The sequence below is a fragment of the Archangium lipolyticum genome, assembly GCF_024623785.1.
Lineage (GTDB): Bacteria > Myxococcota > Myxococcia > Myxococcales > Myxococcaceae > Archangium > Archangium lipolyticum.
This window is the reverse complement of record NZ_JANKBZ010000002.1, coordinates 348,014-373,262: the sequence shown is the minus strand read 5'-3', so window position 1 is coordinate 373,262 and position 25,249 is coordinate 348,014. Positions and strand designations below refer to the sequence as shown.

General features: G+C 70.2%; 20 protein-coding genes. 9 read left to right on the top strand and 11 right to left on the bottom strand.

The genetic code is table 11. From position 1 onward, the window contains the following. Positions 1 to 47: 47 nt before the first annotated feature. The 7 genes from NR810_RS05190 to fabI form a co-directional block, all read right to left on the bottom strand. Positions 48 to 1,118 (bottom strand): chemotaxis protein CheB, encoded by a 1,071-nt coding sequence (locus NR810_RS05190; protein WP_257448522.1) that lies wholly within the window; start codon positions 1,116 to 1,118, stop codon positions 48 to 50. Further along, positions 1,115 to 3,295: a hybrid sensor histidine kinase/response regulator gene (locus NR810_RS05185; protein ID WP_257448521.1), complete on the bottom strand. Its 2,181-nt coding sequence runs from the start codon at positions 3,293 to 3,295 to the stop codon at positions 1,115 to 1,117. The genes NR810_RS05190 and NR810_RS05185 overlap by 4 nt, the downstream gene beginning before the upstream one ends. Beyond that, complete coding sequence (locus NR810_RS05180) at positions 3,285 to 3,833, bottom strand: chemotaxis protein CheW (protein WP_257448520.1); 549 nt, start codon at positions 3,831 to 3,833, stop codon at positions 3,285 to 3,287. The genes NR810_RS05185 and NR810_RS05180 overlap by 11 nt, the downstream gene beginning before the upstream one ends. After that, positions 3,830 to 5,041, bottom strand: coding sequence for a CheR family methyltransferase (locus NR810_RS05175; protein WP_257448519.1), 1,212 nt, complete (start codon positions 5,039 to 5,041; stop codon positions 3,830 to 3,832). The genes NR810_RS05180 and NR810_RS05175 overlap by 4 nt, the downstream gene beginning before the upstream one ends. Then, complete coding sequence (locus tag NR810_RS05170) at positions 5,038 to 5,904, bottom strand: response regulator (RefSeq protein WP_257448518.1); 867 nt, start codon at positions 5,902 to 5,904, stop codon at positions 5,038 to 5,040. Before NR810_RS05170 ends, NR810_RS05175 begins: the two co-directional genes overlap by 4 nt. Positions 5,905 to 5,914: 10 nt before the next feature. Further along, positions 5,915 to 6,292: a response regulator gene (locus tag NR810_RS05165; protein WP_257448517.1), complete on the bottom strand. Its 378-nt coding sequence runs from the start codon at positions 6,290 to 6,292 to the stop codon at positions 5,915 to 5,917. A 145-nt stretch (positions 6,293 to 6,437) separates the two neighbouring features. Then, positions 6,438 to 7,274, bottom strand: coding sequence for an enoyl-ACP reductase FabI (gene fabI, locus NR810_RS05160; RefSeq protein ID WP_257448516.1), 837 nt, complete (start codon positions 7,272 to 7,274; stop codon positions 6,438 to 6,440). 249 nt (positions 7,275 to 7,523) lie between these two features. Between fabI and NR810_RS05155 the strand changes: the two genes are divergently transcribed. From NR810_RS05155 to NR810_RS05145, 3 genes are all read left to right on the top strand, one after another. Further along, complete coding sequence (locus NR810_RS05155; RefSeq protein WP_257448515.1) at positions 7,524 to 10,421, top strand: 2-oxoglutarate dehydrogenase E1 component; 2,898 nt, start codon at positions 7,524 to 7,526, stop codon at positions 10,419 to 10,421. Further along, positions 10,411 to 11,634, top strand: coding sequence for a 2-oxoglutarate dehydrogenase complex dihydrolipoyllysine-residue succinyltransferase (gene odhB, locus NR810_RS05150; RefSeq protein ID WP_257448514.1), 1,224 nt, complete (start codon positions 10,411 to 10,413; stop codon positions 11,632 to 11,634). The genes NR810_RS05155 and odhB overlap by 11 nt, the downstream gene beginning before the upstream one ends. Positions 11,635 to 11,778: 144 nt before the next feature. Next, positions 11,779 to 11,982: a cold-shock protein gene (locus tag NR810_RS05145; RefSeq protein WP_108066901.1), complete on the top strand. Its 204-nt coding sequence runs from the start codon at positions 11,779 to 11,781 to the stop codon at positions 11,980 to 11,982. A gap of 99 nt (positions 11,983 to 12,081) precedes the next feature. Here NR810_RS05145 and NR810_RS05140 read toward each other — a convergent pair whose 3' ends face one another. After that, positions 12,082 to 14,295, bottom strand: coding sequence for a S9 family peptidase (locus tag NR810_RS05140; protein ID WP_257448513.1), 2,214 nt, complete (start codon positions 14,293 to 14,295; stop codon positions 12,082 to 12,084). Between the two features lie 117 nt (positions 14,296 to 14,412). Between NR810_RS05140 and NR810_RS05135 the strand changes: the two genes are divergently transcribed. The 3 genes from NR810_RS05135 to NR810_RS05125 all read left to right on the top strand — a co-directional run bounded on the left by NR810_RS05135 (position 14,413) and on the right by NR810_RS05125 (position 17,616). After that, complete coding sequence (locus NR810_RS05135) at positions 14,413 to 15,180, top strand: UPF0489 family protein (protein WP_257448512.1); 768 nt, start codon at positions 14,413 to 14,415, stop codon at positions 15,178 to 15,180. A 110-nt stretch (positions 15,181 to 15,290) separates the two neighbouring features. After that, positions 15,291 to 17,120 (top strand): methyl-accepting chemotaxis protein, encoded by a 1,830-nt coding sequence (locus tag NR810_RS05130; protein ID WP_257448511.1) that lies wholly within the window; start codon positions 15,291 to 15,293, stop codon positions 17,118 to 17,120. Between the two features lie 88 nt (positions 17,121 to 17,208). Then, positions 17,209 to 17,616 (top strand): hypothetical protein, encoded by a 408-nt coding sequence (locus NR810_RS05125; protein WP_257448510.1) that lies wholly within the window; start codon positions 17,209 to 17,211, stop codon positions 17,614 to 17,616. Here NR810_RS05125 and NR810_RS05120 read toward each other — a convergent pair. Together NR810_RS05120 and NR810_RS05115 are read right to left on the bottom strand one after the other, a co-directional pair. Next, positions 17,603 to 18,991: a glycosyltransferase family 39 protein gene (locus tag NR810_RS05120; RefSeq protein ID WP_257448509.1), complete on the bottom strand. Its 1,389-nt coding sequence runs from the start codon at positions 18,989 to 18,991 to the stop codon at positions 17,603 to 17,605. The genes NR810_RS05125 and NR810_RS05120 overlap by 14 nt on opposite strands. After that, on the bottom strand, positions 18,978 to 20,720 hold the full coding sequence (locus tag NR810_RS05115; RefSeq protein WP_257448508.1) for a BamA/TamA family outer membrane protein: 1,743 nt from the start codon (positions 20,718 to 20,720) through the stop codon (positions 18,978 to 18,980). The genes NR810_RS05120 and NR810_RS05115 overlap by 14 nt, the downstream gene beginning before the upstream one ends. A 150-nt stretch (positions 20,721 to 20,870) precedes the next feature. Between NR810_RS05115 and NR810_RS05110 the strand changes: the two genes are divergently transcribed. Then, the gene (locus tag NR810_RS05110) at positions 20,871 to 21,233 is read left to right on the top strand and encodes a response regulator (RefSeq protein ID WP_257448506.1); all 363 of its coding nucleotides are present in this window, start codon (positions 20,871 to 20,873) and stop codon (positions 21,231 to 21,233) included. Here the strand turns inward: NR810_RS05110 and NR810_RS05105 are convergent. Beyond that, positions 21,213 to 22,097: a cobalamin-binding protein gene (locus NR810_RS05105; protein WP_257448504.1), complete on the bottom strand. Its 885-nt coding sequence runs from the start codon at positions 22,095 to 22,097 to the stop codon at positions 21,213 to 21,215. The genes NR810_RS05110 and NR810_RS05105 overlap by 21 nt on opposite strands. Before the next feature lie 103 nt (positions 22,098 to 22,200). Between NR810_RS05105 and NR810_RS05100 the strand changes: the two genes are divergently transcribed. Together NR810_RS05100 and NR810_RS05095 are read left to right on the top strand one after the other, a co-directional pair. Beyond that, entirely contained in the window at positions 22,201 to 23,295 is a 1,095-nt protein-coding gene (locus NR810_RS05100; protein ID WP_257448502.1) for a coiled-coil domain-containing protein, read from the top strand. Between the two features lie 322 nt (positions 23,296 to 23,617). Next, complete coding sequence (locus NR810_RS05095; RefSeq protein WP_257448500.1) at positions 23,618 to 25,246, top strand: serine/threonine protein kinase; 1,629 nt, start codon at positions 23,618 to 23,620, stop codon at positions 25,244 to 25,246. Positions 25,247 to 25,249 lie beyond the last annotated feature (3 nt).

Here is a 25,249-nt window from a genome sequence, read left to right as displayed (position 1 = left end):
AGCGGAGAAGATCGAAACCGGCACCAGGCGCCGGCGAACAGGAAGACTCAAGACACACCCTCCGGACCAGAAGTGCGGCCAGACATGGGGCCACGACGGCAGCTCATCCGGATGATGTCCGGCATGGCGGACAGGGGCACGCCCCGGTCCGCGGCCTTCAGCTCGATGGCCACCCGGGGCATGCCGAAGACGACGGAAGACGCCTCGTCCTGGGCGAAGGTGACGCCGCCGGCCTTGCGGATGTCCAGCAGGCCCCGCGCCCCGTCCTCGCCCATGCCGGTGAGCACGCCCCCACCGGCGCGGCTCCCATAGGTGCGCGCCAGCGAGGCCAGCAGCAGGTCTCCCGAGGGACACGGTCCGCCGCGCGTACGCGTCAGCCGCACCACCCCGGCGCCCTCCACCGTCAGGTCGTGCCCATCCAGCGGGAAGTACACCCGGCCCGGCTCCAGCCGCTCACCCTCCCGGCCGATGACCACCTTGAGGGGCGTCACCTGCGACAGCCAGCGCACCATGCCCGGGGTGAAGCCCTCGGTGATGTGCTGGGCGATGACGATGGGCACGGGCAGGTCCGCCGGCAGGCGCGAGAGCACCTCCGACAGCGCGGGCGGTCCACCGGTGGAGGCCGCCAGACCGAAGATGTCCACCCGGGCGCCCATCACCGGCGGCGGCGGCGAGGCGATGCGCATCCGCCGGGAGATGACGGGCACCTCCGCCATCAGACACACCGACTCGGCCAGCTGCCGGCCCCAGCGGCGCAGCTCCTCGCCACTGGTGACGGAGGGCTTGCCGATGAGCTCCAGCGCGCCCGCGCTCATCGCCTGGAAGCACACCTCCAGGTTGCGCTGATCCGCCACGGCGCTCACCACCAGGATGCGCGCCGGCGCCTCGGCCATGATGGCCGCGATGGCCGCCGGGCCGTCCAGGTCCGGCATCAGCAGGTCCATGGTGATGACGTCCGGGCGCAGCAGGCGCGCCAGCGTCACCGCGCGGCTGCCCGTGTTGGCGCGGCCGACCACCTCGATGCGGGGATCGTCCGTCAGCAGCGCGCTGACCGCGTCCGCCATCGTGGGCGAGTCGTCCACCACCAACACGCGGATGGGGTCCTTCCCGCCGCTCATGCCCGGGCCCCCCTCCGGCTCATCACGTCGAGCACCTCGGCGAGCAGACGGCCCGCGGCGCACTCACGCTTGCTGAGGAACCCGTCGGCTCCCGCGGACAGCCCGCGCGCACGCGCGCCCGCGCTGTCGTTGGCCGAGACGAGGATGACGGGGATGTCCTTGGTGTCCGGCTGCACGCGCAACTTCGCGATGAGCTCGGTCCCGTTCATCTCCTCCATCTCGAGGTCACAAATGATCACGTCGTAAGTCTCCGTCTGCAACCGCTCCATGGCACGAGCGCCACTGGCGGCCAGGTGCACCGTGAAGCCACCTGCCTCCAGCATCGCACGATGGAGGGCGCGCGCCGTGAGCGAGTCGTCCACCACGAGCGCCCGGCGGCTCTGCGGCATGGCGACCGTCTGCGGAGCCGACTCGCTCACCACCCAGCCAGGGCGGAGGATGAGCAGCAGCTCGCCGCGGCTGAGGATGGCGGCGCCCTGGTAGGCGGGCACGTCCCGGACCTCGGCGGGCAGCGGGCGGATGACGAGGTCGCGATCACCCACGACCGCATCCACCGCGAGCGCCATGCGCTTGCCACCACTCTGGACGATGATGAGCGGCTGGCCCTCGGACGGAGGCGCCGAGGCGCGCAGGCCCAGGCGGGCGCCCAGGTCCACCACCGGAACGAGCTGGCCGTTGTAGTCCAGCTGCGTCCTCATGCGGCCGATGCGCAGGTTCTCCTGGGAGGCCAGCTGGGTGGACTCCACCGCCAGCATGGGCAGGCCCACCGCGGTGTCGATGGCGCGCACCGTCAGCACCGGCGAGCTGCCCAGCTCCACCGGCACGGTGAGCATGAAGCGCGTGCCCGAGCCCTTGGTGCTCACCACCTCGATACGGCCCTGCATGGACTCCACCGCGGAGCGCACCGCGTCCAGGCCCACGCCACGGCCCGAGGTGTCGGTGACATCCACGCGGGTGCTGAAGCCGGGGCGGAAGATGAGGTCGCGGATCTGCGCCTCGTGCATCCGCGCGCCCTCGTCCGCGGTGATGAGCCCCTTGCGCTCGGCCGACGCGCGCACCACATGGACGTCGATGCCGCGCCCGTCGTCGCTCAGCTCCATCATGAAGATGTTGCCCTGCTGCTCCACGCGCAGCGTGAGGGCACCCTCATGGTGCTTGCCGGCGCGCTCGCGCTCGTCGGGCATCTCGATGCCGTGGTCCACCGCGTTGCGCAGCAGGTGCACCATGGCGCCCTTGAGCTTCTCCAGCAGCCGGCGGTCCAGCGACACCTCGGCGCCCACCACGGAGAGCCGGGCCTGCTTGCCCAGCTGACGCGACAGGTCGCGCACCATGCGCTGCAGCGGCTCGAGGATGGTGCGCACCGGGCGCGTGGTGATGGACTTGAGGCCCTCCTCCAGGCTGTCGACGATGTCGGTGGCCTCGTGGCCGTCCGAGCGGACGCCAGCCGTCACCGCCGCCAGCACCGCGCGCGCCCGGGCCGTGGGGGCCATCAGCTCGCGCACGGCCAGCAACTCCACGGCCTTGGAGATGTCCCGGAGCCGGTCCTCCAGGCGCATGCGGAACTCGCGCAGGCGCTCCACTTCGCGCATCAGCGCCGTCACCTGGTGCGCGGCCACGCGCCAGCCAGCGTCGAGCGACTCGGAGTCGTCCGCCGCCAGGGACAACGCGGGGGCCGCCGCGGCCGGAGCGGGCGCGGGCGCGGCCTTCGCGGGCGCGGCCTTCGCGGGCGCGGGCTCCGGCTCGGGGGCGGTCATGCCGGCGGCGGCCTCGGGGGGCGGCGCCTCCGCCACGAGCTGGGCCAGCGCATCCGTCGGATCCGGCAGCGCGTCTCCGCGCCCGTCCGCGTGCGCCTGCGCGCGCAGCAGGAAGAGATCCAACCCGTGCAGCAGCAGGTCCACCATGGACCGCGGCATGGGGATGATGTCCTTGCGCAGCGGCGCGAGGGCATCCTCCAGCTTGTGGGCGATGGCGCTCAGGTCCTGCAACCCGAGGCTGGCCGCACTGCCCTTGAGGGTGTGCAGGTGCCGCGCGAGGCGGGTGTACACCTTGCTCAGCGCCTCGTTGTCGATGCCCTCCCGCTCCAACTCGAGCAGGTCCAGGGTGACTTTCTGACAGACTTCCTGCGCCTCGGACGAGAAGCCCGCCACGAGGCTCTGCAGCATGGGGTCAACCGGCATTGCGAGCCCCGGCGCCGCGCGCGAAGAGGCGCGGCAGGTCGATGAGGTGGATGATCTGACGGTTGTTCTTGAGAGGGACCTCGACCACGGGACCCTCCGCCTGCGTGCGCGCCGCCTCCACCGCCGCGGTGGGCAGGCTGAGCGGGCGCGGAATGGCTTCGCAGTCCAGGGCGCACAGCTCCCCGTCACCACGGTCCAGCACGAGCAGCACGGCGGGGTCCTGCCGCCAGCCGTGGCCGCCCATCAGCGCCGCGAGGCTGAGCGCCGCGAGCACCTGGCCCTGGTAGCGCAGCACGCCGATGACGTGCGGCATGGACAGGGGCACCGGCGTCACCAGCCGCAGCGGCAGCGCCGCGCGCAGCGACTCGAGCGGAATGGCGTACCGCTCCTCGCCCAGGGGGAACTCGGCCACCATGAGCACCGTCTCGTCGGCGGTGCCATCGGCACGTCCACGAAGGCGCGTCGCGCGCTCCTCCAGGAGGGCTTTGACCTCCTGATCCTGGACTTCCTCGGGGCCTCGGGGGGTGGAGGATGTCATTCGATGGCTCCCAGCGTGAGGAAGGCGTCGGCGGACGCCCTATAGAAGCGGGCCGGTAGCGGCTCTGGCCCCTCGATGATCAGATCCGGCGGAAGCCGGGCGGCGTTGTCGCGCACGGTGTGCATGAGAGCGAAGGCTGCCTCGCGTGCCCCCGCGCGCTCGCGCAGGAGGGCAAGCTCCAGCATGCCGGGCAGGTAGTCCCTGAACTGCTGCAGCAGCTTTTCCAGGACGGTGGCGGCGCCGGCCTCGTCGCCCCCCTCGATGCGCTGGAGCGCCTCCAGGTGGAGGCGCACGGGCGAGGGGGCGGGTTGGGGCGGCGGCGGCGCACGGACGGGAGCCGGCCGGGGAGGCTCGGGCTCGCGGACCGCGGCGGCGGCTCGGGGCGGCGGCGTCAATTCCCGCGGGAGCGGGCGGCGGAAGGCCTGCAGCTCCGGAGGCCCCACGCGCACCAGCCCCGCCGGAGGATGATCCACCTCCACCGTGCCCAGCAGCAGGAAGCCACCCGGAACGAGCGCGCGCGCCAGGTGGCCCAGGGCCACCTGCACCGCGTCCGGCGAGAAGTACGTCAGCACGTTGCGGCAGAAGATGACGTCGAAGCTGCCGTGGACCTCCGGCAGGGGCTCCAGCAGATTCGTCTGGGCGAAGCGGGCGACGGCGCGCACGGAGTCGAGGATGCTCACCCGGCCCTCCGCGGCGTCTTGATAGAGGGGATAGAGCAGCGGCCCGGCCTCGCGGCGGGACCAGGAGCCATACACACCCCGGCGCGCGTATTCCAGGCGGCCCTCGTGCAGGTCCGTGCCGAGCACCTCCACGCGCACGCCCTGCGGCACCGTCCCCTGCAGACACGCGGCGATGGAATAGGCCTCCTCGCCCGAGGCACAGCCCGCGCTCCACCCACGCACCACGGGGCCACCCCGGCGCAACGCCGCGGGCACCGCCTCGGCGGCGAGGAACCGGAACTGCTCCGGGTGGCGGAAGAAGTACGTCTCCCCCACCAGCACGGCATCCAGCAACGCCCGCTCCAGGGCCGTGCCGGAACGCTGCAGCTCCGCCAGCAGGTCCGACGCGCTGCGGCCCCGCGCCAGCTCCGCGCGCACGACGCGATCCACCGCCGAGGGCGAGATGGCCGTGTCACGGAAACCCGTGCACGACGAGACGACCTCACGCGCTCGCGCGAGAACCTGCTGCGGCTCCACCCCCGTACTCATGCGCTGCGCTCCACCTCCGCCGGGCGCAGCACCGCGAGCGCCTCGCGCAGCAGTTCCTGCGTGGCGAAGGCGCCCGGCTCGAAGATGGGCACCGAGCGCTCACCCGCGCGCAGCATGCCCACCAGGGTCTCCTTCAGCTGCCCGTGCCCGGAACCACCCACGCGCTCGGCCCGCTCGATGTCCGAGGACTGGTACTCCTCGGGGTCCTGCACGGCATCCACGCTCAGCGCCAGCTGCACGCCGTTGATCTCCAGGATGACCAGCTTGCGCTCCTCGACGACCTCGCGGTGGTCCACGTCCAGCCGGCGAGCCAGGTCCAGCACGCACACCGGCTGGCCCCGCAGCTCGAAGAACTCGGACATGTACGAGGGCCCCAGCGGCAGCGGGCGCGTGGCGGGCTGGAGGATGACCTGACGCACGGCATCCAGGGGGATGGCGAACTCCAACCCACCCACCGTCAGCCGAAGCAGGGCCATGGAGCCGGCCCGGGCGCGGCGCCGTGCGTTGGCCAGCGCGTTCTCCACCGCGCTCAGCAGCTCATCGGCGCGGAAGGGCTTGGCCAGGAACAGCTCCGCGCCCAGCGACAGGCACGCCTCCGCGCGCGCCGCCTCCGAGGAGATGATGATGACGGGGATCGCCGAGGTGACCGGGTTCGCCTTCAAACGCCGGAGGACCTCATCGCCGTCCATCTCCGGCATGGAGAGGTCCAGCAGGATGGCGGCGGGCTGCACCAACCCCACCTTCTCGAGCGCTTCCTTGCCATTGCTCGCGGTGTTCAGCGCGTAATGGCCGGAGAGGATCGCGCGCTCGAGCGCGAGGATGGCATCACTGTCGTCGACGAGGAGCAGGGACGGGAGGCTCACGGCTCGACTCTCAGTTCTGGGCCAGGAACTTGCGCACGGTCTCTGTCAGATCGTGATGCGAGACGGGCTTGTTGATGAAGGCATTGGCTCCGGCTTCGACGCCTCGCTGGCGCAGGTCTCCGCCCCGCTCCCCCGTGAGGAGGATGACGGGGACGTCGCGCACCTGAGCCAGGGGGCTCATGCGCACCTGCTTGACGAAGGTGATGCCGTCCATGCCGGGCATGTTGATGTCCGCGATGACCAGCTTCACCGGTACCAGCCGGAGCAGCTGCAGTGCCCGCGTCGCATCCTCCGCCTCGACGAACCCCATCTTCAGGTTCATGAGGTAGATCTTGAGGATGTTGCGTACGGTCGGGCTGTCATCCACGAGGAGGATGTTGGCGCTCAAACCCAGGCTCCTACCGGGCCCGAAAATCGGGACCTGGTTGAAGGAAACGATCAGACTGTAGCGTGACCCCGCCGTTCAGCAAAAGCGGGGGCCATCAAAACTCGGGCTTCAGAGGGAAGAGCGAGCTCGTCCCACCGGGAGGCGGTCAGCCGGCCGAGCCGGTGGAGCCGGACTCGCCGCCACCTTCCTTCTCCTCCGGGTCCGGGCTCACCGGGGGCGCGCCGATGGCGTGGTAGCCGCCGTCCACGTGCACCATCTCTCCCGTGGTGGAGGGCAGCCAGTCGGAGAGGAGCGCACATGCGGTGCGAGCCACCATGTCATGGCTGTTGCGGGCATCCCACCCCAGGGGCGCCTGGGTGCCCCACCCCTTCTCGAGGGCCTTGAAACCCGGAATTCCCTTGGCCGCCACGGTGGCCAGCGGGCCGGCGGCCAGGGCATTGACCCGGATGCCCTTGGGCCCCAGGTCGCGCGCCAGGTAGCGCACGGTGGACTCCAGGGCCGCCTTGCACACCCCCATCCAGTCGTAGATGGGCCAGGCCACGCGGTTGTCGAAGTCCAGCGTGACGATGGAGCCGCCCTGGGTCATCAGCGGCATGGCCGCCACGGCCAGCTCCTTGAGGGAGAACGCCGAGATGCGGAACGCGGTCTGCACACTCTCCCAGGGGGTGTTGAGGAAGTTGCCGCCGAGCGCGTCCTCGGGAGCGTAGGCGATGGAGTGCAGCACGCCGTCCACCCGGCCCCAGCGCTGGCGCAGGGCCTCGGTGAGGGCGGGAAAGTGGGCGGGGTTGGAAACATCCAGCTCCAGCACCTCGGTGCCCGCCTTGAGGCGCTTGGCGCTGCGCTCCGTGAGGGAACGCGCCCGGCCAAAGCCGGTGAGGATGATGTCCGCCCCCTGCTCCAGCGCGTGCTCGGCAATTCCGTAGGCGAGCGACTGGGGGGTGAGCACTCCGGTAATGAGGAGCTTCTTGCCCTGCAGCAGCATGCGAAGGCCTTTCTCGATAAGTAGAAGGAAGTCCGGGCGGTTTATCACTCCCGGAGGCCCGGGTAATCCAGGAAGAGGCCCGGCTCCTCCATCCGCCCGGGAAAGACAGGGGTGAAGTTGCGCTCACGTGGCGCATCAATCCTGCTGCTCGCCCCAGGGTGGATGGGGCGGCGATCAATGCTCCCCTGATCAACAAATCGTGCCGAAAACCCCCCAACGGGGCGGCCTTCCAGTAAAAGACAGCACGCCATGGCGAATTTCCAGGACTCGTACCTCTCCGGCGGAAACATCGACTTCATCGAGGGGCTCTACGCGCGCTACCTCGAGGATCCGTCCAGCGTGGACCCGAGCTGGCGCGAGTTGTTCGAGCGCAACGACGGCGCCGGCCGGCCCATCTTCAACCGCACCCTCATCGAGCCGCCCGCGCCCGTGGTGCCGGGCAAGGAGGGCAAAGAGGGCAAGGGAGCCAAGGCGGCGCCGGCTCCGGCCGCCGCCGCGGTGGCGCTGGCCCCGCAGACGGCCCCCACGGTGGCCTTCGAGCAGGACATGAAGCTGCAGTCCCGGGTGGATCAGGTCATCTCGGCCTTCCGCCTGCGCGGCCACCTGCGCGCGAAGCTCGACCCCCTCGGCCGGCCGCGCCCGCCCCTGGAGCACGTGGCCGACGTGGGCCTGGTGGACGACTCGCACTTCTCCACCACCGAGCTGGAGCAGATGGTGGAGAGCTCCAACGTCTTCGCCGAGGCGCGGGTGAAGCTCAAGGAGCTGATGGGCCGGCTGCGCCGCACGTACACCGGCTCCATCGGCGTCGAGTTCATGCACATGCTCGACAGCGAGCGGCGGCGCTGGCTGCTGCGGCGCATGGAGTACACCGAGAACCGCACGGAGTTCACGGTGGAGGAGCAGCGCCACATCCTCACCAAGCTGTCCTACGCCGAGGGCTTCGAGAACTTCCTGCACACCAAGTTCGTCGGCGCCAAGCGCTTCGCGCTCGATGGCGGTGAGGCCCTGGTGCCCATGATGGACGCGGTGCTCGAGGTGGGCGGCGACCTGGGCCTGCGCGAGGTCGTCATCGGCATGGCCCACCGCGGCCGCCTCAACGTGCTGACGAACATCCTGGGCAAGAAGCCGGACCAGATCTTCAGCGAGTTCGAGGGCCCGAAGGATCCCAAGCAGCACATGGGCCGTGGCGACGTGAAGTACCACATGGGCTTCAGCTCGGACCACGGCACGCGTGGCGGGCAGAGCATCCACCTGTCGCTGGCCTTCAACCCCAGCCACCTGGAGGCGGTGAATCCGGTGGTGGAGGGCCGCGTGCGCGCCAAGCAGGATCGCGGCGGAGACGGCGAGCGCACCAAGGTGATGCCGCTGCTCATCCACGGCGACGCGGCCTTCATCGGCCAGGGCGTGGTGGCCGAGACGCTCAACCTGGCGCGGCTCAAGGGCTACGAGACGGGCGGCACGCTGCACCTGGTCATCAACAACCAGGTGGGCTTCACCACGGATCCGTCCGACTCGCGCAGCTCCATCTACTCCACGGCGCTGGCGCAGATGCTGGACGTCCCCATCTTCCACGTGAACGGGGACGACCCGGAGGCGTGCGTCCACGTGGCGCGCCTGGTGGCCGAGTACCGGCAGACCTTCAAGAGCGACGTGGTCATCGACCTGGTCTGCTACCGCCGCTACGGCCACAACGAGGGCGACGACCCCTCGTTCACCCAGCCGGCGATGTACGACATCATCCGCAAGCACCCCACGGTGCGCACGCTCTACGCGCAGCAGCTGGCGGAGAAGGGCCGCGTGCCCGCGGACGAGTCCGAGGCCATCAAGCAGCGCTGCCTGCAGGAGTTCGACGCGGCGCTCAGCCGCGCCCGCGCGGAGAGCCAGTTCAAGGAGCCCAACGCGCTCGAGGGCCTGTGGAAGCCCTACAAGGGCGGGCCCGAGTCGGGCGTGCCCGACGTCACCACCGGGGTGAGCAAGGAGACGCTGCGCTCCGCCCTGGCGAAGCTGACCGAGGTGCCCGAGGGCTTCAACGTCCACCGCGACGTGGAGCGCACGGTGCTCAAGAAGCGCCAGAGCATGTTGCAGACCGAGGAGTTGCAGTGGAGCGAGGGCGAGTCGCTGGCCTACGCCACGCTGCTGTCCGAGGGCTACATGGTCCGCGTGAGCGGCCAGGACGTGGAGCGCGGCACCTTCAGCCACCGCCACGCCGTGCTGAATGACGTGAAGACGGGCGAGAAGTTCGTGCCGCTGCGGCAGTTCACCACCGGCAAGGCCCGCTTCGACATCTACAACAGCCCCCTGTCCGAGATGGGCGTGCTGGGCTTCGAGTACGGCTACAGCCTGGACGTGCCCGACGGCCTCATCATCTGGGAGGCCCAGTTCGGTGACTTCGCCAACGGCGCTCAAATCATCATCGACCAGTTCATCGCCGCCGGTGAGAGCAAGTGGCGGCGGCTCAGCGGCATCACGCTGCTGCTGCCGCACGGCTACGAGGGCCAGGGTCCCGAGCACTCCAGCGCCCGCCTGGAGCGCTTCCTCAGCCTGAGCGCCCAGGACAACATCCAGGTCGCCTACCCCACCACGCCCGCGCAGATCTTCCACCTGCTGCGGCGCCAGGTGCTGCGCCCGCTGCGCAAGCCGCTCGTCGTCATGTCGCCCAAGAGCCTGCTGCGCCGCCCCGAGGCGGTGAGCAAGCTGGACGAGCTGACCAGCGGCACCTTCCAAGAGGTCATCCCGGACAAGGTGGACCCGGCCGGCGTCACGCGGCTCCTGCTGTGCAGTGGCAAGGTCTACTACGACCTGGTCAAGGCCCGGGACGAGCGCAAGGACGACTCCATCGCCATCGTGCGCCTGGAGCAGCTCTACCCCTTCCCCTTCGACGAGCTGGCAGGCCTCGTCGCGAAGATGCCGAAGCTCACCGAGCTCTTCTGGGTCCAGGAGGAGCCTCGCAACTCGGGTGCCTGGCACTTCATGTTCCCCCGCCTGCACGACCTGGCCGCCGCTCGAGGCCAGGGTCCACTGAAGCTGGGCTACATCGGCCGCGCGGAGGCCGCCAGCCCCGCCACCGGCTTCACACAGACGCACAACCTCGAGCAGCAGCTCATCGTCGAGGAAGCCATCCTCCGAGGAACCAAGAATGGCCGTTGAACTGAAAGTCCCGCCCCTGGGCGAGTCCATCACTGAAGCCGTCGTCGGGAAGTGGAACAAGAAGAAGGGCGACGCGGTCTCCGCGGACGAGCCCCTCGTCGTCCTGGAGACCGACAAGGTCACCATCGACGTGCCCGCCCCCGCCGCCGGCTCCATCGTCACCATCGCCTTCAACGAGGGCGACAAGGTGCGCGTGGGCGACGTGCTGGGCACCATCGAGGCCGGCGCTGGCGCCACCGCCACCGCCCCCCAGGCTCCCGCCGCCGCTCCGGCTCCCGTCGCGGCCGCGGCTCCGGCTCCCGCCGCCTCGGCCTCGTCCGATGCGCGCATGACGCCCACCGCCCGGAAGATCGCCGAGGAGAACAAGGTGGACGTGGCCCAGCTCAAGGGCTCCGGCACCGGCGGCCGCATCACCAAGGAGGACGTGCTCGGTCAGCTCAACCGCCCGGCCGAGGCTCCCGCCCAGCGCGCTCCGGCTCCCGCTCCCGCCCCCTCCGGTCCGCGCGCCCGCGCTGACCGCGAGGAGCGCGTGAAGATGACGCCGCTGCGCCGCCGCGTGGCCGAGCGCCTCATCCAGGCCCAGTCCACCGCCGCCATCCTCACCACCTTCAACGAGGTGGACATGGGCGCGGTGATGGACCTGCGCAAGCAGTACAACGAGAAGTTCCAGGCCAGGCACGGCATCAAGCTGGGCTTCATGAGCTTCTTCGTGCGCGCGGCCGTCGAGGCCCTCAAGGCCTTCCCCCAGGTCAACGCGGAGATCGACGGCGACGACGTCATCTTCAAGCACTACTACGACATCGGCGTGGCGGTGAGCGGCTCGCGCGGCCTCGTGGTGCCCGTCGTTCGTGACGCGGACACCCTGTCGCTCGCCGACCTGGAGAAGAAGATCGGCGACTACGGCACCCGCGCTCGCAACGACAAGCTGACGCTCGCGGAGCTGCAGGGCGGCACCTTCACCATCTCCAACGGCGGCATCTTCGGCTCGATGCTCTCCACCCCCATCCTCAACCCGCCCCAGACGGGCATCCTGGGGATGCACAACATCGTGGAGCGCCCCGTGGCCCGCAACGGCCAGGTCGTCATCCGGCCCATCATGTACCTGGCCCTCTCCTACGACCACCGCCTCATCGACGGCCGCGAGGCCGTTCAGTTCCTCGTGCGCGTCAAGGAGTGCATCGAGGACCCCACTCGGCTCCTGCTGGAAATTTGAAATCCGGATAAACTGACCAAGCGGGAAAACAGGGCAGCCGACTGGACAGGCGCGCGGCTGCCCGCCTACAACTTCACTTGTCACCCGACGGACGGGGGACGGGAAAGCGAGCGGATTCCGGTCCGCTCCTGACAAGGAAGCACCATGGCAACTGGTACCGTGAAGTGGTTCAACGACGCGAAGGGCTTCGGATTCATCGTGCAGGACGGCGGTGGTGAGGACGTGTTCTGCCACCACACCGCCATCAACATGGACGGGTTCCGGACCCTCGCCGAGGGGCAGAAGGTGGAGTTCGAGCTGGCTCGCGGTCCCAAGGGACTGCAGGCTCAGAACGTTCGCGCGGTTTGATGTCGCCCCGAGCCACTCCGTACAAGTAGTGGCCTCGGAAAAAGGCCCGGCCCCCACGAGGAGAGCCGGGCCTTTCTCTTTGCGGGCAGTGCTCGCGGGCTACTTCGCCAGGTGCTGCTTGAAGTGGTTCATCACCCACTCGTACTGACGCTGGGTGACGAGCGGATCCGGCACCATGTGCGTGAGGCCGCTGAGGGGCAGCAGCTGGTGCGGCTTGCCGGCGCGGAAGAGGGCGTCGGACAGCTTGAGCGTGTGGAAGAAGTAGACGTTGTCGTCCGCGGTGCCGTGCATGAGGAGCAGCGGGGAGATGCCCTTGCCCGTGTCACGCGCGTAGGTGAGCAACGAGCTCTTCTCATAGGCCTCGGGGTGCTGCTGGGGCAGGTGGAGGTAGCGCTCGGTGTAGTGGGTGTCGTAGTCGAGCCAGTCCACCACGGGAGCGCCGGCCACCGCGGCCTTGAAGAAGTCCGGGCGCTTGAGGGCGGCGAGCGCGGACATGTAGCCGCCAAAGCTCCAGCCCTCGATGCCCACGCGCTGCAGGTCCACCTCGGGCACCTGGGCGGCGAGCGCCTGGACGGCGGCGACCTGGTCCTCCAGCGTCACGCCGGAGAAGTCGAGGTGCACGGCGCGCTGCCACTTCGCGCCGCGCAGCGGAGTGCCCCGGCCATCGAAGCGGGCGATGAGGAAGCCCTGGTCCGCCATCCACTGCGACAGCAGGTGCGGAGCCATGCTCTTGTGGACGACGGTGACGGTGGGGCCAGCGTACACCTCGATGATGACGGGCAGCTTCTGGCCGGGCTTCATGTCGCGCGGGCGCACCAGCGAGGACTGGAACTTCAGCGGGCCCACCTCGCGGTACTCGACGACGGGGGTGAAGCCGGGCTCCACGGCCACGGAGGGCAGCTCGCCCACGCGGGTGCCGTCCGCGCGCGCCACGTAGGTGCGCGGCATGGAGGTGGGGCTCGCGTGCGTGATGACGACGAGGCCACCGGACTTGGACACGCTGCCGCTCTCCACGGCCGGGCCGGTGGTGCCGGGACGCACCACCTCGGGGGCGCCGCCGTCCTTCACGCGCCACAGGTAGCTCTCGGAGGGGTTGGGGCCGCCGACGAAGTAGAGCGTGCCGTCCTTCTCCGAGTAGCGGGCCAGGGCGCGGAAGCCCGCCTCCGGCTTCACCAGCGAGCGCACGAGGCTCCCGTCCGCCTTGCGCAGCTCCACCTCGGGGCCGCCATTGCGCTCGGTGTACCAGAGGAAGCCCTGGCCACTCTCGAGCCACTTGGGGAAGGTCTGATCCAGTTCGAGCCAGGCCTCGTCCTTCTCGGTGAGCAGCTCACGCGTCCTGCCCGTGGCCGTATCCACCGCGAGCAGCTTCTGCTCCGTCTGCGTGCGGTTCTGCACGAGGACGGTGAGGGAGCCCGCCTTCGGCCAGTCCACGGTGGCCAGGTAGGGGTACTTCTCCGCGTCCCACTGCACCCAGACCGTCTTCCCGCCCGTGACGGGGGTGATGCCCAGGCGCACCCTGGCGTTGTTCTTGCCCGGCCGCGGGTACGCGTAGTCCTCCGCGCCGCGCTCGGGGTGCATCACGTCGACGATGGAGAGGTTCTCCACGTCGGAGGTGTCGGACTCGGTGTAGGCGATGAACTTCGCGTCCGGGCTCCACCACCAGCCGGAGAAGCGGCTCATCTCCTCCTGGGCGACGAACTCGGCCAGGCCGTGCGTCTTCTTCGCGGTGCCTCCGCTGGTGACGCGGCGCTCCTTGTTGGTGGCAAGCTCGATGCGGAAGACGTCGTTGTCCCGCACGTACGCCACCTGCTGGCCGTCGTGGGAGAAGCGAGGGTCGATGACGCCCGCGCCCGTCTTCAGCTCCAGGGACTTCCCGGTGGAGCGCTCCACGACGTAGAGCTTGCCGGAGAGCGACACGAGGATGCGCTGGCCGTCCTCGGAGAGCTGGTAGGAGGTGAAGCCCCGGGAGCTCACGCGCATGCGCTCGCGGCGGGCCTTCTCCTCGGGGGTGAGCGTCTCCTCGCCCCCCTTGAGGATGGACTCGGGGGTGAGCAGCTCCCTCGTCTCACCGGAGGCCACGTCGAAGGCGAAGAGCGTCTGGACGGGAGCGCGGGGCTGGCCGCGCAGGAAGAGGACCGTCTTCTCGTCCGGGGTGATGCGGGGGTTGACGGGACGCCCGCTCATGAAGCGGCGCGTCTCGGCGAAGTCCTTGAGGAAGGTGTCTTGCGAAGCGGTCATGGTCTTGGCGGGGGGCTGCTGGGCAAGAGCGGGAGCGCTCACGAACAGGAGCGCGGCGGCGAACAGGATGCGCATGCGAGGCTGGCGCCCGGAAGTGGGCGCTCCCTCCTTTGAGCTGGGAAGCGCGCGCAGCCTACACTCTGGCGGCGCGCGGCCCGCGAAATGCCGCGCGGAAACGGTTATTCCCCAGGGATGGACGATTCACAGAGACACCTGCGTCTGGCGGGCGTCATCCGGCTGGCGCTCGGCGGTGGACGGGGGCCGGCGGATGCGTACGTCTTCGATCCGCACCGGCTGGCCCTGCCCGCGTGGGCCTGTGCGCTCGGGGAGGACGGACCGGCGGCGCTGCTGGTGACGCTGGACCGGCACCTGGACCTGGTGGTGCCGGTGGCGCCCGGGGCGGTGCCGGATCGCTCGGCGGGGCTGAGGGCCCTGGACGAGCACGCGCGGTGGGCCCTGGACGTGCGCAACTACGACCACGTGCTGGCGGCGATGGAGGCGGGGCTGGTGGGGGACGCCCTCGTGATTGCCCGGGGACGGCCCCGGGGGACGTACTCGGGAGACGTGTACGTGGACACGCGCGGGCGCTCGCACCGGCTGGTGGTGGTGCCCACGGTGGACCGGGCGGCGGAGGCCTTCAACGCACCCGCCCCCGGAGACGCGGTGCGCGAGGTGCTGGAGGTGGCGGAGCGGGTGTTGCTGGACGTGGACCTGGACTGCTTCACCAGCCTGAGCGACGCGGACCCGACGACGGTGCTGCCCTGGCCCCGGGGTGTCATCCGTGAGTACCTCCTGCCACCGGACTCGGAGTCCTTCTGGGAGGCGGTGCTGGGCAGGTGCGTGGCGCTGACGCTGGCCAGGGAGCCGCACCACTGTGGCGGGCTGCTTGCCTCGGGAGAGCTCTTCCGGGACGTGGCGGAGGTGCTCTTCCGGGAGTTGCTGGGAACAGATCCGCCTTAATCCAGACTTTCCCTGCTAGCATCCGGCTACCCGAGGAGCATCCTGGCAGGCCCTGCTCCGCGTCTCCATCCCCCCGCCACGTCTCCCTCCTGGGAGAATGGCCCCGCCTCATGAACGGCTCCCCCCCGCAGACCGTCCCCCCTGACCTGCTCCGACGGATCTTCCTCGTCGTGTCGGCGTGGCTCGCGCCCTCGGCGCCCATCTCCGTCTACCTCGTCGGGTTGTCGCTCGGGTTGTCGGCCCAGGACATCCTCTGGACCATGATTCACCTGCTCCCCCCGGCGTTCCTGGTGGCGGGTGTGCTCATGACCTGGACGGGCATGTCCATGCTGCTGCGCCGGAACTTCAGCCCGCTCCCCGGCGAGCCCCCCCACGAGCGCCTCATCCGCCTGCAGATGCTTCCCTGGAAGCTCTCGTTCGTGGGGACGCAGGTGGCCTACCTCCTGGGCGGTGCCCTCGTCACCATTCCGCTGGTGCTCCGGTTCAACAAGAGCCCCATGCACGTGGGGATCGGGCTGCTCGTGGCCGCCGCCTTCTCCCAGTCCCTGTCCCTGCCCGTGGGCATCAAGCTCGAGAAGATCCTGATGCCCTACGTGGTCGAGGAGCAGAACCGCGTGCGGGTGCGCGCCATGGGCCGGGGGGCCTTCTGGCCGCGGCAGCGCTGGTACCTGCCCTACGCGTTCGCCTCCACCCTGACGAGCACCGTGGTGCTCACGGCGCTGGTGGTCATCCTCCAGACGCTCGAGCTGCGCGACTCCGAGACGCGGGCCATCCTCGCCGACCCCACCATCCCCCACGGCCAGGCCGCGCTGATCGCCGAGAGGATCCATGGCTTCAGCAACACCCTGCTCTCGTCGATGGGGCCTCCGCTGTTGACGCTCGGCGCCTTCATCCTGCTCGTTCCCTCGCTCACCGCCTGGCTGCTGGCGCGCCGGCAGGTGCGGGCGGCGACGGCGGTGCAGGCGGCCATCGAGGCGCTGGCCCACGGCAAGCCCTTCCCCCCCGCCTGGGCCTCCACCGATGAGATGGGAGACCTGGCGGCGGGCATGGTCGAGGTCCTGGAGGGGCTCCAGGAGATTCCCACCCGCCTGCACGCCTCGGCCAGCCTGCTGCTCTCGGCGGGTACGGCGCTCGGCTCGGCGAGCCACCAGCAACGCCAGCACCTGACCGAGCAGGCCGCCGTGCTCCAGCAGGCGCAGATCACCTCGGAGGAGATCCGCACCACCTCCGAGCTGGCCTCCTTCAAGGCCGAGACCGTGCTGCGCGTGGCCGGCCACGCGGAGCAGCTCGGGCGCTATGGCGAGGAGTCCCTGGAGCGGACCCTGACGGGGCTGAGCACCATTGGAGACTTCGTGGACGGCATCCGCGGCAAGGTGCTGCGGCTGCACGAGAGCGCCACGCAGATCGCCAACATCGCCGTCACGGTGAAGGACCTGGCCGACCAGTCCCACCTGCTGGCGCTCAACGCCTCCATCGAGGCCGCGCACGCGGGAGACCAGGGCACGGGCTTCGCCGTGGTGGCCAGTGAGATCCGCAAGCTGGCCGATCAATCCATCCGGGAGACGTCCCTCATCCGCAAGAGCCTGCTGGACATCGGCACCGCCATCCGGGACGTGGTCTCCATGAGCGAGCAGGGCGCCCTGCAGGTCGCGGGCGGACTGGAGATGGTGCGCTCGTCCGGGGAGAACCTGCGCGAGATGTCGCTGATCATCCAGGAGAACGCCGCGGCCGTGCGGCAGATCGCCAGCGCCGTGAACCAGCAGAACAGGGGCATCTCGCACATCTTCAACGCCATCGCCCACCTGTCGGCCGGCATGGACGAGACGATGAAGCGTCTGGACACCACGCTGCAGGCCACCGAGACGCTCCAGGCCGTCACCCGGGAGGTGACGGAGATCGCCCGCAGGTACCAGCTCAAGCGCCAGGACCCCCCGGCATGAGCGGCGAGTCGTCACGCTACGCCAGGCTGCTCGCGCTCCCGCTTCCAGGAGGAGGCTGGCCGTGGCCCGAGGAGGAGGTCCGGACGCCATGAAGCGGCGCGTACTGCATCGCGGGGTGTTCACCGCCGCGGCCCTCTACAACCTCCTCTGGGGCCTCTACGCGGCGGTGGATCCCCAGTGGCTCTTCCGCTTCGCGGGCATGCCGCCACTGAATCAACCCGCCCTCTTCTCCTGCCTGGGCATGGTCATCGGCGTCTACGGTCTCCTCTACGCCGAGGTGGCGAGGCGGCCGGAACACGGCTTCGCGCTGGCGGCGGTGGGCCTGTTGGGCAAGGTGCTGGGACCGATCGGGCTCGCGCTCCTCATCCTCCGGGGCGAGTGGCCCCCGGCGACGCTGGTGCTCTGCCTCACCAATGACTTCATCTGGTGGGTGCCCTTCTCCCTCTACCTGTGGGACGCGTGGCCCGACTACCGCCGTACCTTCAGTCCCGCCTGAGACAGCGCTTCCAGAGCACCACCCCGCCCCACTGGCGCTGGTGGCAGAAGCCGGCCGAGCGCAGCGAATCCTCTCCCACCGCCCCGCCATCCACGAGCGCATGGGAGAACCGCGCGTCCGAGAGCTTCTCCTGGAGCTCCGCCTCGGGGCGTCCGTACCCCACGAACAGCGGCACGTCGCGGTGCAGGTAGAAGCGGCCGCCGGTGTTCCACTCGGGCGGACCGGCGATGACGAGCCCGGTGAGTGACGGGTCCCTGCCCGCGGAGACGGTGGCGTCGAGCACCCCCGCGCGCAGCCCGACCGGGAACAACACGGTAGCCGCAGCCACGGAGGAGAGCACGTACAGGCCCACGAGCAGCCCCAGCACCCGGCGCCGGCCCGACAACCGGGCGAGGTCTCCCGAGGCGGGCCCGGCGGCGATGGCCACGAAGAGGGGCAGCAGCGGCACCAGGAAGCGCGCTTCCTTGTGTCCCAGCGCGCTCACCACCACGAGGTAGAAGGCGAAGGCCCCCACGACGACGTCCCTCCGGGCCAGCCCGCGCCCGAAGTGCCAGACGAGCAGCAGGGGCGCCATGCCGGCCAGGATGGGCGCGTACCACCACCACGGCCGCTGGCCGAACTGGGACGCCGAGGAGCCGCTGGAGATGTTGAACTGGAAGTAGCGCCAGGCGGAGTGCCAGGGCGAGCCCCAGGTGAGCCAGTCGAGCACCCCGAGTCCCAGCAACACCGCGCCCACGCCCACCGAGAAGCCCGCGAGCGAGCGCCAGCGCCGGGCCCCCAGCAGGCTCGCGGCGAGGGGCACCCCGAAGACGGCCGAGGGGTAGCGGATGACGAAGGCCATGCCCAGCAGCACGCCGCTCCACAGCCCCTCGCGCCATCCGTCCCGGTCCCGGGCCCGTTGCGTCCAGAGGAGCGCGCCCAGCAAGGGCACCGCGCTCAGCACATCGCCGATCGGCCGCGCGGCGTAGATGAGGAACCCGCCCCAGGTGACGTGGATGCCCGCGGCCAGCAGCGCCGCCTCGCGGCCGTCCCGCTCCTCCACGAGCCGGAACAGCGCCCACGTGCCCAGCGCCTGGACCCCCGCGCACGCGCACCACACGACCGCCGCCAGGGCCCACGGGTGCTCGAGCCCCACGGCCCCGCACAGCGCGAGCAGTCCCCCGAGCACTCCGGGCACCGCCTGGTTGCGCAAACCGTCCACCCACTCCCAGGCGACCACGCGGTACCCGAAGGCCAGCCCATGGGCCGGCTCCAGGAACTGGAAGACCTCGTCCGGATGCACCCGGCCGCGTGCGAGCGCCGCCACTCCCACCGCGAGCAACGCCCCCACCGCGGCGAGCCACGAGGGCCGGGCCAGGAGCCTAGATGGGCGCATCCAGAAACCCTGGCCGGAACTCCGTCACCTGCCCTCCGCTGAAGGAGAAGCGTCCGCCGAAGTCGGGCCGGTCGTCGTTGAGGACGTACCCGAAGTCGAACCGGAACGGGAAGGTGTTGAACTGGGGGAAGAGCAGCCGCACGCCCACGCCCACCGAGTGCACGAAGCCCGGACGCCGGTCGAACGCCGAGCCCGTGTCGTAGAACAGCACGCCGCCCAGATGCACCGTGTAGAGGATGAGCGGCGGGGTGCGGTACTCCACGTTGACCAGGAGCATGCGCTTGCCCGGGTACGCCTCCGGCAGTGCGCCCCGCAGCCCGTTGCCGCCTCCGAGCAGCAGCACGCGCTCGTTCAGGTCATCGATGTTCACGTCCAGCAGGCCCCGGACCACGAAGCGCCCGCCGAGCACCTTCGGAGACACCTGCTGCACCTCGGCGGCCCAGCGGCGGTTGACCCAGGTCCCCTGGCCTTCCCCTCCGAGGAGCCGGCGGATGGAAGCGGCGGCGGCCACCGAGGAGAGCGCATCCCCCAGGCGGACGCGGTAGCGGGCGGTGAGGCCCAGCTCGGCGAAGTTTCCCGAGGAGGCCAGCAGCGCGGGCGCGTAGCGCGCCGTGGCCGTGGCGTAGGGCCCCACCTGGAAGTCCTCGGAGAGCGCGTAGGAGTCCACGTCGCGCATCACCTCGTAGCGCGTCTCCCAGAAGCGCGCGTAGCCGAGCACGTAGGTGGCGTCCTCGCTGCGAGGCAGGTGCGTCTCCCGGAACCACGTGCGCCGGGCCTCGTCCAGCCCGGAGCTCGCGGGAGCCCCATAGCGCCGGTGGTACGCGCCAATTCCCCCGCCCGCGTCCAGCTTGAACCGCGAGCCCCACGAGCGCAGGTACAGCGCGTTCCCGCCGAGCTCACGCGCATCGTAGATGTAGGGCACCGTCCCGCCCTCGGGGTACGGCAGCTCCCACACGTCGGCGCCGCGGAAGACACGCACGGGCTGCACGCGCCACACCACCTGTGTCTGGAAGCTCCACGGCGTCTCCAGGGAGAAGAAGGGCCGGTTCACCAGCACACTCCCCTTGGAGCCCTCGAGCCCGCTGCCCTCGCGCCCGAAGATGAGCGCGGCCGACTCGTTGAGGGACCAGCGGCTGCCGCCCAGGCGCGGGTCCAGATACGTCTGCCCGAGGCTCACCGAGTCGCGGCGCAGCAGGAAGTCCACCGCCACCTTCTTGTTGAGCCCGAGGAAGTTCTGCTCGGTGCCCTGAAGGCGCAACGACTGCACCAGCGAGCCCACCAGCTGGATGTCCTGGTTGAGCCGCAGCGACCACAGGTCCTTGGTGACGATGAGCAGCGACACCGTGTCCGGCGTGGAGCCCCGCACCGGCACCACGCGCACCACCGCGAAGATGCCCAGCTTGCGCAGGTTGCGCGCCGTCTCCAGGGCGAGCTCCGATGACCAGACCGCTCCCGGCTCCAGGAGCACCTCGCGCCGGATGACCCCCTCGCGGGTGCGCACGTGGAACACGTTGAGCAGCATCGGGTACGGGTCGCTCGGGGCGACGACGTCCTCGGAGGCCACCAGCACCGCCTCCAGCCGCTTGCCCTCGGGCTCGGGCTCGACCGGGTGGCCATGTTGAGCCAGCCCCCACTGCACGAGCTCATCCTCGTACCCTTGGACGGGCGGCGGAGCGGGGTCGGCCGCCAGCAGGGGGGCGGCGATCAATGCGAGCCAGGCGAGCGACACGGGGCCCCATCCTGGCACGCCCCCAGCACCAGGGAATACGGTAGTGAACAGCTCCTGCCTGATCGGAAGGGCCGGGGCTTTCCCACCCTGGGTGGAAGCGGGAGACTCCCGTATTTACGAGAGATGGACCCCGTAGAGTCCGGACGCAACGTGAAGATTCTCCTGGTAGAGGACAACGAGGACATCCGCGAGGGCCTGACCGACCTGCTCGAGAGCGAGGGCTATTCGGTCGCCGGTAGCGGCTCCGCGGAAGAGGGACTGGACCGCTTGAGGGCGGAGTCCTTCCATCTCGTCATCACCGACTACATGCTGCCCGGCGAGAATGGCGGGTGGCTGTTGGAGCAGGCGACGCGAGAGCAACGGCTGCACGACACGGGCGCGGTGATGATCACCGCCCACCCGAGGGTACGGCCTCCGGCGGGCGTCCGGCTGGTGCACAAGCCGCTGGACATCGACGACTTCCTGCGGGTGGTGAGCGAGTCCATCCCCCTGTTACGCATGGCCAACGGGTAGCGGCGCCGCGCGCAGGTCTCCAGGACGGGGCGACGGCAGCTTCTCTCCCCGGGCGATGGCCGCCACGATGGCCGCGAGCTGATCCACCCCATCCGTCAGCGCCGCCGGCCCCGGTTGGAGGATGAACGAGCTCTTCACCTCGTAGAGCTGGTCGTCCACCACCGCCCTCACCCGCTCCCAGCCCGGCCGTGTAACGATTTTGTCACGCTTCGCCTTGCGGCCACACCAGCTCGCGATGACGCCCTCGGGGTCGCGCCGGGCCACCTCGGCCGGGTCGAAGATGCGGCCCTTGGCGCCCTGCTGCTCGCGCGACTCGCGGCACACGTCCTCACCGCCCACCAGTTCCACCAGCTCCGAGCACCAGCGGATGCCGGAGATGAGCGGCTCGTGCCACTCCTCGAAGAAGACGCGGGGCCGGCGCGGCAGCCGCTCCGCCGCCTCGGCATGCCGCGCGAGGTTGGCCTCCAGGGTGTCCGCCAGCTTCTCGGCGGCCTCGGCCCGGCCCACCAGCGCGCCCACCACACGCACCGTCTGCAATATCTCCGCGAGCGAACGCTGGTTGAAGAGCACCACCGGCACCCCTCGCTTGCACAGCTCACGGCCCAGGTCCGCCTGCAGGTCCGAGAAGCCCAGCACCAGATCCGGCTTCAGCTCGAGGATGCGCTCGAAGTTGGCGTCCAGGAAGGAGCTGACGCGCGGCTTCTTGCGCGCCTCGGGCGGCCGGACGGTGAAGCCGGAGACGCCCACCACGAGGTCCCCCGCGCCGATGCGGTACAGCGTCTCCGTCGTCTCCTCCGTCATGCAGACGATGCGCTGGGGGTAGCGCGGCGCGGAGGCGAGCAGGGCCTTCAATCGGTCGGTCATGGAGCACAGTGTAAGGCTTCGGCCTCGCTGGAATGGGGCGCGGAATCACCTGGGGGTGGGCTTCCCTCTGACGCGCCTTCGGACGATGCTCTCCCCTGGCCCGATGACTTCCGCACGTACGACCTCCGCGACCTGGCTGACCCTTCTCCTGCTGGTGGTGACCCTGACCGCCTGTGGCGGCCACAGCACGAAGCAGCAGCGCCAGAAGCACGGAGAGGATCGGACGGATGAGGCCACCCTGCTGCTCAACGAGGCCGAGCAGTTGCTGCGCAACCTGGACGTGGAGAGCGCCGAGCCCAAGCTCGCGATGGCCCGGGAGATCCTCTCGCACCCGGATGTCGACCTCTCGCCCGAGGGGGAGATGTGCCGCTCGCAGCTCGCGCAGCTCCAGGCGTTCGTCCCCCGGGTCCGCGAGGAGCGGGTGAAACGGCAGAACCGGGCCGTCGAGGAGAAGGCGCGCAAGGAGCTCGAGGCCGCGGTGGAGAAGCAGCGGGACTCGGTCGTGGAGGCCATGTTCGCGGTGACGGAGGCGCTCGACGCCCTCGAGGGGAAGGACGCCGGGGCCGCGCAGGTGACGGCGGTACGCGAGGCCATCAAGCGCACGCGCGAGCAGATCCAGACAGGCAAGGAGCTCGAGGCGAAGGACGCGGACTACGCGGCCTCCGCGCGGAACACCGAGCGGCGCCTGGAGCAGGCGGAGGCGCGGGTGCGGATCGCCCAGCGGGTGATTGATTTCATCTCCGGGCCGCTCACCGGCAGCCAGGAAGTGCCGGAGCTGGAGAAGAAGGCCCGGAAGGAGCGGGACCTGGACGCCCGGCTCTCGCTCTACAAGGACATGCGCGAGCGCTTCCAGCGCTGCGAAGAGGAAGCGGAGAAGCTGCTCACCGAGGTCCCCGAGCTCGCTCGGGGCACGGTGCCGGTCCAGGGCCGGCCGATGGCGCTCAAGGCCGTCGCCACCCGGTGCGACAAGAAGGAGAAGTCCGTCCAGCGCGTGGTGCTGACGCTGGAGAAGGCCCGGGTGAAGCGGGACAAGCTCGAGGCGAAGCGGGAGAAGGCCAAGGCGGCCCGCGAGAAGCTCAAGGCGGCCCGGGAGGCGAAGCGGGAGAAGGCCAAGGCGGCTCGGGAAGCGGCCCGCGAGAAGGCCAAGAAGGCGCGGGAGGCGGCTCGCGAGAAGGCCCTCGCGCGCAAGAAGCGGTAGGCCGGCATGTCGCGTCGTCCCACGGAGCGCACCGCTCCGCCCGTGAGCCCGCTCGCCGAGCAGACGAACGACCCTCGCCTCGGACGTGATGCGCAAATTCCCAGTCCTTGAGACTGCATCCCATAGAACGCAGCGCGTCAGGGAAGGACTCGCCAGGTGAACCTGTCCGGCAGATGACGGTTCTGCGCCCGCGCCGTATTCTCGGGCCTCGTAGCGCGCCATCCCGGTAGCCCCGGACTTTTCGGACAGGGAAGGTCTGGTGCTAGCATCCAGTACAAGTCACATCTTCCACCGCCCCACCCGGCGGGCCGCGGGGGAGCTCATGGTACAAAGCGGCGCCCAGGCGCATAGCGCACCGGCCGACGTGGGAGATCCCCTCATCGGCCGCGTCCTCAACGACAAGTTCCGTATCGTGGAGGCACTCGGCTCGGGAGGCATGGGCCGGGTGTACAAGGCCGTGCAGGCACCGCTGGACCGGCTGGTGGCCCTCAAGGTCCTCAACCCCCAGTACAGCGAGGGCAAGGACCCCGGCTTCCAGAAGCGCTTCTTCCTGGAGGCCGCCGTCACCTCCAAGCTGCGCCATCCCAACACCGTCACCATCATCGACTACGGCAAGACGGATGACGGCGTGCTGTACATCGCCATGGAGTACCTCGAGGGACAGACGCTGGCGCAGCTCCTCACCCAGCTGGGTCCCCTGCCGTGGATGCGCGTGCTGAACATCGTCGCGCAGGTGGCGCGCTCGCTGCGCGAGGCCCACCGCGTCGGCCTCATCCACCGCGACCTCAAGCCCGCCAACATCATGGTCCTCAACCAGGAGGACGACCATGACGTGGTGAAGGTGCTCGACTTCGGTCTGGTGAAGTCCTTCCTGCCGGACCGCGGCCGGCCCGATGAACCGGAGATCACCCAGGCCGGTGTCATCCTCGGCTCGCCGCAGTACATGGCGCCCGAGCAGGCGCGCAACGTGTCCGACCCGCGCAGCGACGTGTACTCGCTGGGCGTGGTGATGTTCCAGATGCTGATGGGGCGTCCCCCCTTCCAGGCGCCGCAGAGCATCGACGTCATCTTCAAGCACATCAACGAGGCCCCGCCCACCTTCGCCTCCATCTGGCCCGCCAACTCCGTGCCGCAGGAGGTGGAGGCCCTGGTGATGCGGTGCATCCGCAAGCGCCCCGACGAGCGCTTCCAGTCCATGGACGAGGTGCTGGAGTCCGTGCGCCGCGCCGCCTCGTCCGCGGGCTTCAGCGGGGCCTTCTCCAGCCCCCGAATCATCACCGGCTCCACGCCCATTCCCGTCACCGGCAGCGGCCCCGTCTCTGGCCCGCAGACCGGACCCCTGCCCGGCCCCGGCGCCACCGGCGCGAGCACCGTGGCGCTGGACATCGCCGTGGAGGAGCCCGCGAGGCCGGCCGCCCGGCGCACGCTGCCCCTGGCCCTCTTCGGCGGCTCGCTGCTGCTCGGCCTCGGCGTGGCCGCGGTGGTGGCCCTGCGCTCCACCTCGCCCCAGGCCTCCCCGCCTCCCGCTCCCGTCGCCGCGGCGGCCGCGGCGCGTCCCTCCACGCCGGAGCCGGAGCCCGAGCCCATCCCCGCGCCCCTCGTCCCCCAGCAAGCCGTGGCCCAGCCCACCACCGCGGAGACCGCCCCGGCCGAGGACGCCCAGCCCACGCCCATCCGCATGCTGATCGCCAGCGAGCCCGGTGGCGCGAAGGTGATGTACGAGGGGCGCGTGCTGGGAGAGACGCCCGTGGAGCTGATGGTGCCCCCGGGCGTGGATGGACGCGCGAGCGCCCGGCTCACCTTCGCGCTGGATGGCTACCAGCGCCACACCGCCATCGCCGAGGGTCCGGGGCCGGTGGTCCGCTTCAAGCAGAAGCTGACGAAGAAGAAGTCCACGTCCCGCACCTCGACGGACAGGGACTCCGCCGGGTACAAGGACGACCCCTACTGAGAT

Bases quoted from the DNA above. Each gene is read 5' to 3' on its own strand.
- NR810_RS05135 (WP_257448512.1), top strand. From the start codon at position 14,413: ATGGACGATTCACAGAGACACCTGCGTCTGGCGGGCGTCATCCGGCTG.
- NR810_RS05190 (WP_257448522.1), bottom strand. From the start codon at position 1,118: ATGAGCGGCGGGAAGGACCCCATCCGCGTGTTGGTGGTGGACGACTCG.
- NR810_RS05100 (WP_257448502.1), top strand. From the start codon at position 22,201: ATGACTTCCGCACGTACGACCTCCGCGACCTGGCTGACCCTTCTCCTG.
- NR810_RS05125 (WP_257448510.1), top strand. From the start codon at position 17,209: ATGAAGCGGCGCGTACTGCATCGCGGGGTGTTCACCGCCGCGGCCCTC.
- NR810_RS05105 (WP_257448504.1), bottom strand. From the start codon at position 22,097: ATGACCGACCGATTGAAGGCCCTGCTCGCCTCCGCGCCGCGCTACCCC.
- NR810_RS05140 (WP_257448513.1), bottom strand. From the start codon at position 14,295: ATGCGCATCCTGTTCGCCGCCGCGCTCCTGTTCGTGAGCGCTCCCGCT.
- NR810_RS05180 (WP_257448520.1), bottom strand. From the start codon at position 3,833: ATGACATCCTCCACCCCCCGAGGCCCCGAGGAAGTCCAGGATCAGGAG.
- NR810_RS05155 (WP_257448515.1), top strand. From the start codon at position 7,524: ATGGCGAATTTCCAGGACTCGTACCTCTCCGGCGGAAACATCGACTTC.
- NR810_RS05185 (WP_257448521.1), bottom strand. From the start codon at position 3,295: ATGCCGGTTGACCCCATGCTGCAGAGCCTCGTGGCGGGCTTCTCGTCC.
- NR810_RS05095 (WP_257448500.1), top strand. From the start codon at position 23,618: ATGGTACAAAGCGGCGCCCAGGCGCATAGCGCACCGGCCGACGTGGGA.
- NR810_RS05130 (WP_257448511.1), top strand. From the start codon at position 15,291: ATGAACGGCTCCCCCCCGCAGACCGTCCCCCCTGACCTGCTCCGACGG.
- odhB (WP_257448514.1), top strand. From the start codon at position 10,411: ATGGCCGTTGAACTGAAAGTCCCGCCCCTGGGCGAGTCCATCACTGAA.
- NR810_RS05145 (WP_108066901.1), top strand. From the start codon at position 11,779: ATGGCAACTGGTACCGTGAAGTGGTTCAACGACGCGAAGGGCTTCGGA.
- fabI (WP_257448516.1), bottom strand. From the start codon at position 7,274: ATGCTGCTGCAGGGCAAGAAGCTCCTCATTACCGGAGTGCTCACCCCC.
- NR810_RS05175 (WP_257448519.1), bottom strand. From the start codon at position 5,041: ATGAGTACGGGGGTGGAGCCGCAGCAGGTTCTCGCGCGAGCGCGTGAG.
- NR810_RS05120 (WP_257448509.1), bottom strand. From the start codon at position 18,991: ATGCGCCCATCTAGGCTCCTGGCCCGGCCCTCGTGGCTCGCCGCGGTG.